Annotated in this window: 14 protein-coding genes; 7 read left to right on the plus strand and 7 right to left on the minus strand. The window is 64.6% G+C overall.

Annotated features, from left to right (window positions below; translation table 11 throughout):
- Positions 1–10 precede the first annotated feature (10 nt).
- From ACODSO_RS08180 to ACODSO_RS08190, 3 genes are read left to right on the plus strand one after another with little or no spacing between them, the layout of a single operon-like run.
- Positions 11–892 (plus strand): DUF3027 domain-containing protein, encoded by an 882-nt coding sequence (locus tag ACODSO_RS08180; RefSeq protein WP_489036362.1) that lies wholly within the window; start codon positions 11–13, stop codon positions 890–892.
- Positions 889–3,609 carry a sacsin N-terminal ATP-binding-like domain-containing protein gene (locus ACODSO_RS08185; RefSeq protein WP_489036364.1) on the plus strand — a complete coding sequence of 907 codons (2,721 nt, stop codon included), beginning with the start codon at positions 889–891 and terminating at the stop codon, positions 3,607–3,609. The genes ACODSO_RS08180 and ACODSO_RS08185 overlap by 4 nt, the downstream gene beginning before the upstream one ends.
- Complete coding sequence (locus ACODSO_RS08190; protein WP_489036339.1) at positions 3,560–4,144, plus strand: phosphatase PAP2 family protein; 585 nt, start codon at positions 3,560–3,562, stop codon at positions 4,142–4,144. The genes ACODSO_RS08185 and ACODSO_RS08190 overlap by 50 nt, the downstream gene beginning before the upstream one ends.
- On the opposite strand, the gene ACODSO_RS08195 is transcribed toward ACODSO_RS08190, so the two are convergent.
- Both ACODSO_RS08195 and ACODSO_RS08200 read right to left on the minus strand, forming a co-directional pair.
- On the minus strand, positions 4,113–4,256 hold the full coding sequence (locus ACODSO_RS08195) for a hypothetical protein (RefSeq protein WP_156520484.1): 144 nt from the start codon (positions 4,254–4,256) through the stop codon (positions 4,113–4,115). The genes ACODSO_RS08190 and ACODSO_RS08195 overlap by 32 nt on opposite strands.
- Positions 4,257–4,417: 161 nt before the next feature.
- Positions 4,418–4,666 carry a DUF2530 domain-containing protein gene (locus ACODSO_RS08200; RefSeq protein WP_489036341.1) on the minus strand — a complete coding sequence of 83 codons (249 nt, stop codon included), beginning with the start codon at positions 4,664–4,666 and terminating at the stop codon, positions 4,418–4,420.
- 18 nt (positions 4,667–4,684) lie between these two features.
- Between ACODSO_RS08200 and ACODSO_RS08205 the strand changes: the two genes are divergently transcribed.
- Genes ACODSO_RS08205 through ACODSO_RS08215 form a run of 3 tightly spaced genes read left to right on the plus strand, consistent with a single transcriptional unit; the run spans position 4,685 to position 7,919 of the window.
- Entirely contained in the window at positions 4,685–6,139 is a 1,455-nt protein-coding gene (locus ACODSO_RS08205; RefSeq protein ID WP_068377738.1) for an NCS2 family permease, read from the plus strand.
- A 34-nt stretch (positions 6,140–6,173) separates the two neighbouring features.
- Positions 6,174–6,620, plus strand: a complete 447-nt coding sequence (locus ACODSO_RS08210; protein WP_068377736.1) for an Rv0880 family HTH-type transcriptional regulator — start codon at positions 6,174–6,176, stop codon at positions 6,618–6,620.
- A 33-nt stretch (positions 6,621–6,653) separates the two neighbouring features.
- Positions 6,654–7,919 carry an MFS transporter gene (locus ACODSO_RS08215; protein ID WP_156520485.1) on the plus strand — a complete coding sequence of 422 codons (1,266 nt, stop codon included), beginning with the start codon at positions 6,654–6,656 and terminating at the stop codon, positions 7,917–7,919.
- Here ACODSO_RS08215 and ACODSO_RS08220 read toward each other — a convergent pair.
- From ACODSO_RS08220 to ACODSO_RS08240, 5 genes are read right to left on the minus strand one after another with little or no spacing between them, the layout of a single operon-like run.
- On the minus strand, positions 7,904–8,509 hold the full coding sequence (locus ACODSO_RS08220) for a response regulator transcription factor (RefSeq protein WP_489036343.1): 606 nt from the start codon (positions 8,507–8,509) through the stop codon (positions 7,904–7,906). The two genes, ACODSO_RS08215 and ACODSO_RS08220, sit on opposite strands and share 16 nt — an antisense overlap.
- Positions 8,506–9,624: a sensor histidine kinase gene (locus ACODSO_RS08225; protein WP_489036344.1), complete on the minus strand. Its 1,119-nt coding sequence runs from the start codon at positions 9,622–9,624 to the stop codon at positions 8,506–8,508. Before ACODSO_RS08225 ends, ACODSO_RS08220 begins: the two co-directional genes overlap by 4 nt.
- A 35-nt stretch (positions 9,625–9,659) precedes the next feature.
- The gene (locus ACODSO_RS08230; RefSeq protein ID WP_489036346.1) at positions 9,660–10,430 is read right to left on the minus strand and encodes an ABC transporter permease; all 771 of its coding nucleotides are present in this window, start codon (positions 10,428–10,430) and stop codon (positions 9,660–9,662) included.
- Complete coding sequence (locus ACODSO_RS08235) at positions 10,427–11,347, minus strand: ABC transporter ATP-binding protein (RefSeq protein ID WP_489036347.1); 921 nt, start codon at positions 11,345–11,347, stop codon at positions 10,427–10,429. Before ACODSO_RS08235 ends, ACODSO_RS08230 begins: the two co-directional genes overlap by 4 nt.
- Positions 11,344–11,568, minus strand: a complete 225-nt coding sequence (locus ACODSO_RS08240) for a hypothetical protein (protein WP_489036348.1) — start codon at positions 11,566–11,568, stop codon at positions 11,344–11,346. The genes ACODSO_RS08235 and ACODSO_RS08240 overlap by 4 nt, the downstream gene beginning before the upstream one ends.
- A gap of 80 nt (positions 11,569–11,648) precedes the next feature.
- Between ACODSO_RS08240 and ACODSO_RS08245 the strand changes: the two genes are divergently transcribed.
- Positions 11,649–11,892 (plus strand): hypothetical protein (locus ACODSO_RS08245; RefSeq protein ID WP_489036349.1); only part of this gene is annotated, 244 nt, incomplete at its 3' end.

Consider the following 11,892-nt stretch of genomic DNA (forward strand, 5'->3'; position numbering starts at 1 on the left):
TTTCGAAGTGATGCGGCAAAATGAATGTGTGAGTTTCACATCTTCTCCAGAACTCGACCAGATTCGTCCAGTCCTAGCCGACGCCAGGGAGTTGGCCCACGAGGCGCTGATCGATGCGGCAGAGGGCGGTGTCGGTGATTATCTCGGCGTCACCGCGGAAGATGACACTGCCGCAACCCACCGTTTTCTCGCCGAGCTGCAGGGCTACCGAGGCTGGCAATGGGCTGTCGTCGTTGCTGCACCCGACGGGGCCGACGTGGCCACGATCAGTGAAATCGTTCTTCTTCCCGGCCCCGATGCGATCGTCGCGCCGGGTTGGCTACCGTGGGACGAGCGGATTCGTCCCGGCGATCTCGGCCCCGGTGATCTCCTCCCTCCCCGGCATCAGGACCCGCGTCTGGTGCCCGGATACGTCGCCACCGGCGACCCTGCGGTGGACGACGTCGCCTACGAGCTCGGCTTGGGGCGGACCCAGGTTCCGAGCAGGGAAGGGCGTCTCGACGCCGCAGAGCGCTGGCACGACGGCGATTTCGGCCCGGACAGCGAGACGGCCAAGGCCGCGCCGTCCACGTGTGGGCTGTGCGGGTTCTATCTGCCGATTGCCGGGTCGCTGTCCGCGGCTTTCGGAGTGTGCGGAAACGAGTACGCCGCGGACGGACGCGTCGTGCACGCCGAGTACGGCTGCGGTGCTCACTCGGACACCGAATTGCCCACTGGTGCAGGATCACCGCAATTCGATCCCTATGACGATGCTGCTCTCGACGTGACGGTGCAGGTGCCGACGCCCGAGGCCGAGGCCGAAACCGAAACCACCGAAACCGAGACTGCGGCCCCGACCGAGACTGCGGCCGAGGCCGAGGATGCACCGCAGGACGCGCAATCGACGAACTGAGAGATCCGTTCGACACCGAGTCGATCCGGGCCGCAACGGTCTCGGCATGGACGTCCTCGCCGACTCGGTTGAAGGAAGACGCTGCCACCGAGGACGACCTCGTTCGCGGTGGCTATCGAGACCGGCTGTTGACCGAACTCGCGCAGAATGCTGCCGATGCAGCCTCCCGCGCAGGCGTTCTCGGCGCGATGCGAGTGTGGTCGTCCGGCAGTGCTGTTCACGTTGCCAACACCGGTGCCCCCTTGGACATCGGTGGTGTCCATGCACTGACCGCGCTCCGAGTGTCGGCGAAAACCGACGGAGTCGGGCGGTTCGGGGTCGGGTTCACCGCTGTCCGAGCCGTCAGCGACGACATCGAGTTCCGCTCGGCTGCGGGAGGTGTGGCGTTCAGCAGTGAAGCGACGCAACGGGCGCTTGCCGACGCTGGCCTGTCCGCTCCTGGCGTCGGAGTCCCTGTTCTTCGGCTGGTGTGGCCGTCGAGCGAGCCACCGGCCGTGGGGTTCGCGTCGGAGATCGTCTTGCGCCTTCGCGACGACGACGTCGACGCAGTGTTGGACTCGATGCGCAGCGAGGCCGTGGATCTGTTGCTCGAACTCGAATCCCTCGAGTCGATCGAGGTAGCAGGCGACGTGATCCACCGCGACGTCGAGAACCTCGATGGCAGACTGGACCTGGTCACGATCGGCGATCTTCGGTGGTGGCAGTACCGCACCGAGCACGCCCGGTGGCTGATTCCACTCGTCGACGGAGTGCCCCGTCGGGCAAGCTCGGATGTCCTTCGTGCACCGACTCGTTCGGACGAGGAGTTGTCGCTTCCGGTGCTGCTCGTTGCCGACGTGGCGATGCAACCCGACCGGCGCCGCGTCCTGCCCGGAGCCGACGTGCGCCGAGTCGCCGATGGTTACGGCGACGTGCTCGCTGCACTGCCCGGCCGCTACCGGCCGTCGTTCGTTCCCGTTCCCGGTTTCGCGCGTAGTGCGGTCGACGGCGTACTGCGAGAGCAGATGCTGCACGAATCGACCACGACTGCATGGCTTCTCGGATGCTCGGGGGACAACCTCGTGCCGTCGAGGGCGACGGTGTTGCCGGGGTTGACGGACGAACTCGGCGACGCACTCGTCGACGTCTTCCCTGGACTGGTGTCCGCGTCACTGTCGGGTCCTCGTGACGCCACCGCTCTCGCAGCTGTCGGGGTTCACCGACTCGGTCTCGCCGAGCTCGCCGAGGTGCTCACGGGTGTGGACCGCGAGCCGTCGTGGTGGGGAACGTTCTACGACGCGTTGTCCCCGCTGGTCGTCGACGGCATCGCCGCGGAAGAGCTTGCTGCGCTACCGGTTCCACTGACCGACGGCCGAACGGTGACGGGACCTCGAACAACCGTTCTCGGCGAGGGGATCAGTGCGGCCGGGGCCGTCCCTTGGGCGCGTCTGGTTCATCCCGACGCCGCCAGGTCACTGCTGTCGCGGTTGGGTGCGGCCGAGGCGACTGCGTCCGATCTGCTGGCCGATCCGGCGGTGGAAGCACTCCTCGACGATCTCGACTGGGACGACGCGGAGTCGGTGGAGACGCTCACCGAGTCGATCCTGTCCCTCGCGGCCGATGCCCGCGCGTTGCCGTCGTGGCTCGGGTCGCTTCCGCTCACCGATTCCGAGGGTGAACTCCGCGCGGCAGACGAACTGCTTCTGCCCGACGCGCCACTGGCAGATGTGCTGTCCGAGCAATCACCCTTCGGTCTCGTAGCGACCGAGATCGTCGACAGGTTCGGTGCGGAGGCGCTTCGAGCAATCGGAGTCGGGTGGGGATTCGGCGTCGTCACCGACGAACTTCCGACGGCGCCGGACCACGAACTCGACGACGAGGAGTCGTGGTGGGAGTCGCTGCCGGAGGAGCCCGACGTTCTTCTCGCCGTGCGCGATCTGGATCTGGTGGACGAGAGTCGGTGGCCACAGGCTCTGACACAACTCGTCACCGATCCAAGTACCTCGGCGGCGTTGCAGGACAGGTTCGGGTACACCGCCTGGTGGCTACGCACCCACGCGCACATCGACGGAGCGCGACTGGAATCCTTCCGGGCCCCGTCCGAGGACACGTTCGACGGACTTCTCGACCCCTTCGATCATCCACACGCCGACGCACTCGCTTACGCGTTGGCATCGAACAGGTGTGAGAGCGCCTGGTTTGCTCGCCTGATTGTCGAGCGACTCGCGGATCCGCTGCGTTCACCGACTCCGGCAGTCATTGCGAGGGCACACCGTCTTCTCGCGGACGCTGTGCTCGCCGGCCGAGTGGATCTCGACGACCTCGACCTCCCTCCGAGAATCCGTGCGATCTCGGGTGCCCTTGTCGATCCCGACGTTGCGCTCGTACTCGATCGACCGTGGTTGGTATCGGTCGTTCCCGCCGAGGTCGCGGTGTTGTCCTCGATGGAGACGGCGTCGGTGCTCGCCTCGATACTCGATGTGCGCACGGCATCGGAGGCGGTCGACGCCGAAGTCATGGGCGTCGGGCGGGTCAGCTCGTGGGACCGGGAGCCGAGAGCGGTACTGGCCTGTGCGGCGCTCGGATTGGAGCTTCCTGTGGGGCAGGTCGTCGTTCACCGCGATCTCGTCGTCCGGTTGACCGGAGCGGTCACGGGGGAGCGGGACGTTCCGTGGTGGGTGACGCCTGATGGCATCACGCACTTGGCCGACGGAGCGGAGCGTTCGAGTGGACGGTGACGTTCTGCAGTCCATGGTCGAGAACCGTGTCGGCTGGGTGACGACGATGTTCTGGGTGATCACGACGCTCGGGAACACAGTGTCGATGTTCGTCTGGTCGATCGCGGGCTGCGTGCTGCTGCTGAGAAGGGGTAGACGTGCCGACGCCGTTGTGGTGGCGGGTGCGATGTTGACCGCCTGGGGTGCGATGAGCCTGGCGAAGCTGATCTTCGGGCGCGCACGGCCACCGATACCGGAGCGATTGGTCGAGATCTCGTCCCACTCGTTTCCGTCGGGCCATGCCACGATGTCCGCGGTGCTGGCCACGGTGGCGATCGCGATGATGCTGCGATCGACCACCCCGTGGCTGCGTCGTCCCGTTGTGCTTGCACTACCTGTTGCGTCGAGCCTGGCGATCGGGTTTTCTCGGATCTACCTGGGCGCGCATTGGACTACGGATGTGCTTGCGGGGTGGGTGTTCGGGACCCTGTGGGCACTGCTGTGGATCTATGCGAGCGGAGCGATCAGCGCGAGAAATCGGATCGCTGCGCGATGACGAGGAGTTCGTCGCGCATCGAGGGGCTGCTGACGGCGTGCGCGCGGGCGTAGAGGGCGCGGAGGGAACGAGCGTGGTTGCGACGGGTACGGATCTGCGAAACGAGCTTCATGGCCTTGCTTTCGTATATCAATGGTTTCGTGTAACTGACATAACCCATCGTCCACGTTAACTCTGTGTAACTCAACCGATTCAGTGGTGAGTTTCCGCACGTCAGCGGCACATTCAGTGACGGCGCTTACGTTCCCTCGGGCGGCGTGACGGCAAGCACGCTCAGTCGAGGCCACGCTGGGCGGTCTTGCTCCCACGTCTGGCCGCGGCGCGCTGGACGAGGAACAGTACGAAGCCGACCGTGCCGACGCCGATGCCGGCCAGGCACACGGGCAGAGCGGACGACCACCGATCGCCGACGGTCAGTACGACGACTGTTGCTGCCACCCATAGTGCAATTCCGAGGGCGATGACGGGCGCCGGGTCGGTCAGCCTGCGGCTGAGCTCGGTCGGTTCCGGCTCTCGCTCCACGAAATGTAGGTTACCCCTATGCCTTTCCAGTCCCGGCTCCTGGACAACTATTTCAAGATCACCGAACGAGGATCCACTGTCGCGTCCGAGGTGCGTGGCGGCGTCGTCACCTTCGTGGCGATGGCGTACATCGTGGTGCTCAACCCGCTCATCCTGGGCAGCTTCTCCGCGGACGACGCAGCGGCCAAGACCGACGTTCTCGGCAACATCCTTCCCGTGGCACAAGTCGCGGCGGTGACGGCATTGGTCGCCGGCTTCATGAGCATCCTGTTCGGAATCGTGGCCAACTACCCGTTCGGCATCGCCGCGGGTCTCGGGATCAACACGCTGCTCGCCGTGACGATCGCCCCTCAGGTGACGTGGCCAGAAGCGATGGGCTTGGTGGTCATCGACGGCATCATCATCGTCTTGCTGGCCGTGACCGGTTTCCGGACTGCCGTGTTCAACGCGATTCCGTCCGAGCTCAAAGCGGCTATCGCAGCGGGCATCGGCGCCTTCATCGCCTTTATCGGACTCGTCGACTCCGGCTTCGTGCGGAGAATCCCCGACGCCGCGGGTACGACAGTCCCCGTCGGACTCGGTATCGACGGATCCATCGCGTCCTGGCCGACGGCCGTGTTCGTCTTCGGTCTGCTGCTGATGGGCATCCTCGTCGCCCGGAAGGTGCGGGGCGGTTTGCTGATCGGAATCGTGACGACCACGCTCGTGGCGGCGATCGTCGAAGCCTTCACCGACGTCGGCCCGTCGAACGGGGTCGATCCGAAGGGGTGGAATCTGAGCGTGCCGATCCTGCCGGAGCAGTTGTTGCGGGTTCCGGATCTGTCGCTGGTCGGTGAGGTGAACCTGCTCGGAGCATTCACCCGTATCGGTGTGCTCGCAGCGAGCCTGCTCGTCTTCACGCTCGTGTTGGCCAACTTCTTCGACGCCATGGGCACGATGACCGGGTTGGGCAAGGAAGCCAAGCTCGTCGATTCGAAGGGCACGTTGCCCGGAATCGGCAAGGCGCTCGTGATCGAAGGGACCGGCGCGATCGCCGGTGGCGGTGCGTCGGCGTCGTCGAACACTGTCTTCGTCGAGTCGGCATCGGGAATCGCCGAGGGTGCACGAACCGGTTTGGCCAATGTTGTCACCGGAATTCTCTTTCTCGCCGCGATGTTCCTGACGCCGTTGACTGCCATCGTTCCGATCGAAGCTGCCGCTCCGGCCCTGGTCGTCGTGGGTGCGTTGATGATCGGTCAGGTCCGCGACATCGACTTCACGAAGTTCGAAATCGCCCTGCCGGCGTTCCTGACGATCCTGGTGATGCCGTTCACGTACTCCATCGCAAACGGTATCGGTGTCGGGTTCATCACCTGGGTCGTGCTCGCTGCCGGGCGGGGCAAGATCAAATCGGTACATCCCTTGCTTTGGATCGTCGCATTGCTCTTCGTGGCGTATTTTTCGCTCGGACCGATCACCGAGGCGGTTACGTGAGCTGATTCCTTCCGCTAGGCGTAGTCTCTGCGCTGTGACGTCGGGAAATAGCGTTAAGGACAACCGTGAATTGGCTAGCGATCTGTCGCTTGCCGTGGTGCGTTTGACTCGCCACCTGAGGGGGAGGCGGGTCGATTCGCAGGTGTCGCTGACTCAGCTGTCGGCTCTTGCGACGCTGAGCCGTGAGGGCGATATGACGCCCGGAGCGCTTGCCGCTCGTGAGCGCGTGCAACCGCCCTCGATGACGCGGGTCATCGCATCGTTGGCCGAGTTGGGCCTGGTCGTGCGTACGGCTCACCCGACCGACGGCCGCCAGGTTATCGTGTCGCTGTCCGCAGCAGGACATACGTTGATCGCGGACGAGGCCAGTGCCCGCGAGGCATGGATGACTGCGCAGCTGGCGGGGTTGAACGAGGATCAGCTCACCATCCTGCGCGAGGCAGTCGGGATCATCAGCGCGCTCGTGAACGACTCGGAGTAGTTACCTAGGGTTACTATTAGGTACGTGCCCACGATCTTTGCTGCGCTACACACGCGCAACTACCGATTGTGGGCGTCGGGGCAGATCGTCTCGCTCATCGGTACCTGGATGCAGCGCGTCGCGCAGGATTGGCTTGTTCTGACGCTGTCCGGGGGCAACGGGTTCGCCGTCGGTATCGTCATGGCGCTCCAGTTCGGGCCGACTCTGATTCTGTCGGTGTGGGGCGGTGTACTCGCCGATAGATACGACAAACGCAAGCTCCTGATGATCACCCAGGTCTTCGCAGCGGTGTGCGGTCTCGTTCTCGGCGTGCTCGACGTCGGTAATGTCGTCGAACTGTGGCACGTCTATGTCATCGCGTTCATCCTCGGTTGTTCGTCTGCCATCGACGCTCCGGTGCGCCAGTCGTTCACCATCGAGATGGTCGGTCAGAAGACGCTGGCCAACGCAATCGCATTGAACTCCATGACGTTCAACATGGCGCGCATCATCGGCCCCGCGATCTCGGGTGTGCTGATCACGTTCGTCGGTACCGGCTGGGTGTTCCTGATCAACGCTGTGTCGTTCGCCGCAGTGTTCGCTGCGCTGGTGGCCATGCGGGCGAAAGACCTCTATGCCGTCGAGCGGGCACCGCGTGCCAAGGGGCAGGTCCGCGCTGGATTCGCCTATGTGTGGGGAAGACCAGATCTCCGAGTGATGCTCGCGACGATCTTCATGGTGTCGACGTTCGGCCTGAACTTTCCGCTGAGTCTGGCAGTGCTGGCACGCAACACCTTCGGCAGTGGCGCCGACGCGTACGGGCTGCTGTCGACGACGCTTGCTGTCGGCACTCTACTGGGTGCGACGCTCGCCGCCCGCCGTGCCACCCCGCCGCGGCTACGACTGTTCATCGGTGCTGTGCTCGCGTTCGGGGTCTTCGAGCTGCTCGTCGGGCTGATGCCGAACTACATTCTCGTTGCGCTGCTGCTGATCCCGACGGGCGCACTCAACCTGACGTTCTCGACGTCGGCGATGAACATCTTGCAGATGTCCGTGCCCTCGGACATGCGCGGCCGGGTGATGGGCATCTACATGCTGTGCTTCCTCGGTGGAACACCGATCGGCAGCCCGGTGCTCGGCTGGCTCGCTGACGTCGTCGATCCGCGGGCGCCGTTGGTCGTGGGCGGCGTGGTGTCGGTGGCATCGGGACTGTTCGCGGCGGTGTATCTGCTGCGGCACAACAATCTCCGGGTCAGGGTGTCCCGCCCCGCGAGCGGGCGTCGGCTACCTGCATTGGCTGTGCATCAGATCCAGCCGTGACGACGCGCGATCGACGACGCCTCGTGGCGGTTGACGGCACCGAGCTTCGCGGCTGCCGAGGAGAGGTAGTTTCTCGTCGTGCCCTGCGAGAGGTGTGCACGAGCAGCGATCTCGGCGACGGTTGCGCCGTCGGCGGCGAATTCGAGTACGTCGGACTCCCGCGCGGTCAACGGCGAGTCCCCGGCCCCGATTGCCTCCGCAGCAAGTGTGGGATCGACGTAGCGACCCCCTCCGTGCACGGTGCGCACGACCTCGGCGAGGGTCGATGCCGAGGTGGTCTTCGGGAGGAAACCGCGAACTCCCGCCGACAACGCCTTCTTCAGGTACCCGGGACGGCCGTGACTGGTGACGATGATCGACGCGCACGACGGGACTGCCGCAGCGATCTCGGTGGCCGCCTCGATGCCGTCGATGCCACCCATCTGCAGATCGAGAACTGCGACGTCGGGCGAGAATTCTTTCGCGGCGGTGACAGCGCCTTCGCCGGATTCCGTCTGTGCCACGATTTCGATGTCGTCCTCCAGCCCCAGTATCGTTGCGAGCGCCGTGCGGATCAGATTCTCGTCGTCGGCAAGGAGTACTCGAATCATGATGCCACCCTTGGTGTGAACGTCGCAGTAACGGTGAATTCGTCCGAATCACCGGTCGTGTCGAGGGTTCCGCCGACGGCTGCCAGGCGTTCGGCCAGTCCCGCGAGACCGGTCCCGTCCGTCGACGTCGATGTACGCGGACGGTTGTTGGTTATTCGGAGCGAATCGTGTGTCACCTCGATGCGGCAACGTGTGGCCTCGGAGTGCCTGAGGATGTTGGTGGCGCCCTCACGTACGACCCACGCTGCGGCCTCGGCGAACTCGGGTGCCACCGATTCGGCTGCGCCACGAACTTCGGTATCGATGCCCGCGGCGCTCAGCAGTGACGCGGCACCACCGAGTTCTGCCTCGAGGTCGATCGACCGGTACCCGCGCACAAGCTGACGTGCCTCGGCCATCGACTGCTGTGCAAGTTCACGAACCTCGTCCATCTGAGCCGCCGCTCGGTCGTCCCCCCGGCGTGAGAGCATGGCCGCCAGTTCGCTTTTCACTGCGACGGCCGACAATGCCCGACCCACCACGTCGTGCAGGTCCCGTGAAAACCTCAGTCGCTCTTCGGCTACCGACAATTGCGCTGCGGCGTGACGGGAACCGTCCAGCTCGGTCACGATGCGCAGCAACCAGATCGACAGTCGCGCAGTCGCAGACATGAACATCACGACGACGAAAGCCGACACCGCCCCGGGTAGCCCGAAGCGAGTCATGGACGTCGCCGCACCTAGTGCGATCGCAAGTGCGAGTGTCCATCCAGGCGTGAGGAGGACGCACACGGGGATCGATCCGACCAGCAGCGCCCAGAGCGGAACCGCGGCAGTCCCGGTCACCCCGGCGAGGATTGCGGCCCCGACGCTCACCGCAACAGGGATGCGGATGCTCCCGGAGCCGGTTCCGCCGATTCGTGGTAGCCGCAGCAGCACGAGCACCGCCGCCACGGCGGAGACACTCAGTGCTACCGCAGACAGCCAGGCCGCGTTCGAGATCGACTCGATCAATCCGGGAATCGTGAAGGCAACGACGATTCCCACGAACGACTGTCGGGTGTACAGCCGCACCTTGTCGACCTCCGAGGTGTCCCGCCACGTGGTGCGGGGGTCGAGATAGCGCCTCAGTTCCATGTACTCCACATTTCCACAGCCGACTTGGGTCAGCACTACGCGCGCGGCTCCCAGCGGAAGTGGGTCTTGGCGATCAGGATCGAACCGACGATCCATGCCGCGATGACGAGCAGTGGCTGCAGGGCGGGGGAGAAGGTCTCGGCGAACGAGAGTGAACTCGTCGTCGGATCCGTCGTGCCGATCCAGCCGAGATTGATCAGGTCCAGGACCGCCGCGATCGGAGTCAGGTCGATGACCGGCCCGAGCGAGTCAGGCACGATGTCGCGCATGAAGGACGTGCCCGCCATCGCGAGCAGAATGATGGGCAAGCTGGTGATCTGCGCGGCTTCGGCATTTCTGGTGAACGTCGACGTGATCAGGGCGAGCGCCGCGAACATCGCAGCGCCGCCACCGAGGGCGGCGACGAGTAGCAGGGGACTCACCGGCAGATTGCCACCGAGAACGAGGACGACACCGGCAACGACGATCGTGAGCAGCGCGGTGAGCGCGAACGACGGTACCGCGGGGCCGAGGAGAATCTGATTGTCGGTCGCTTCACCGGTACGAAGACGCTTGAGTACCAACTCATCCCGTCTCGTCGCGTAGGACGACAACAGGTTGTAGTACACCAGAAACACCAGTAGAAACAGGGCGAATACCTCGAGCGCCGAGGACACGATGGCGTCGGGCAGGGCGCCGTCTTCGCGCCCGATGAACAGGAACACCACCGGGAACAGAAGTGGCATGACGAGCGCGTTGAACAGCAGTACGCGGTTGCGGACCAGCAGAGTGAATTCCGCTCGGGACAGTGTGGCCATGGTGCTCATGCTGCGATCTCCTTGCGGTCGTCGAATTCGTCTGCGATGGAGAGGAATACGGCCTCGAGTGACGCAGCCCGAGCGTCGAGGCCCTCGATTCGGACGCCTGTTCGCTGAGCCCATACGAGCAGTTCGGTCAACGTGTCCTGCAATTCGGACGTGACGACGACGAGCTTGCCGTCTTCGATGTTCATGCGAGCAGACATCAGTTCCGGCATTGGTAGAGAGGGCAGTTCGAGATGGATGGTCGCCGGGTGATCGCCGACCACTTCGGCGACGGTTCCACTTCGCACGACGCGCCCTCTGTGCATGATTGCCAGACGATCGCAGAGTCGCTCGGCTTCGTCGAGGTAGTGCGTCGTCAACATGATCGTGACACCCGACTTTCGCAGCTCCTCGATCAGTGTCCACGTGTTGCGACGACTTTCGGGGTCGAGACCCGTGGTCGGTTCGTCCAGGAACAGCACGCGTGGCCGGCCGATTATCGCGCACGCCAGATCCAGGCGGCGTTGCTCGCCACCGGACAGGAACTTGACCCTCGTGTCGGCGCGATCAGCGAGGTCGACGCGGTCGAGCACATCCATTGCCGACAGCGGGTTGCTGCAGGTGCCCGCCCACATGTCGAGGCTTTCGAGCGCGGTCAGGTCGGACGGCAATCCGCCCTTCTGTAACATGATCCCGAGATTCGGACGTACGTCACGCCGATCCCGAATCGGATCCATGCCCATGATCGACACGGTTCCCTCGCTCGGACTCGAAAGCCCCTGTATCACTTCGAGAGTCGACGTCTTACCGGCTCCGTTGGTGCCGAGGAGTCCGAACAGCTCACCCTCCTGAACCGAAAGGTCAAGCCCGCTCACCGCTTCGAATGCGGACTTGCCGCTTCCGTATCGACGGGTCATGCCCGTCACCTCGATGATGCTCATCGCTTTTTCCATTCGCGCAGTCCCAGCACGAACCGACCGGCCATGAACACGACCGCGAGCGCAGCGACGATGAGTGCGGGCAACTGTGGTCCGACGAGTGCGAACACGGCCCCGAACAATGCCAGCGTGATGACGATGACAACGATCTCCCGCGCCATCGTCGGAGCGGGTCCGAGCTCCATCATGTCGGTGAACAGGTTTCCTTCGTCCGGTTGTCTCATGCCTCCAAGCTTCGCCGGATCGCGTGTCCACCAGTAGTGCGCGGCGTCATCGGCTGCGGTGACAGATTCATGGTCGGGGCATGACAAATGTCAGCCTCTTGGCGCCCCGTCGGCCCGGGTTCGCCGGCCTGGGTTGCCTGGTCTGGGTTGCCGGCCTGGCTGCGCAGGTTGCAGCGAGGGCGCGGGTTGCAACCTGCGCGTGGGCTGGAAGGTGCGCGTTCACGCGCGGTAGTGACCGAATGAGTCGTTCGGTCGGTGGGCGAGGCTGCGCCGGCCTGGCTGCGCAGGTTGCAGCGAGGGCGCGGGTTGCAACCTGCGCGTGGG

The organism is Rhodococcus sp. FG69, from assembly GCF_057808915.1.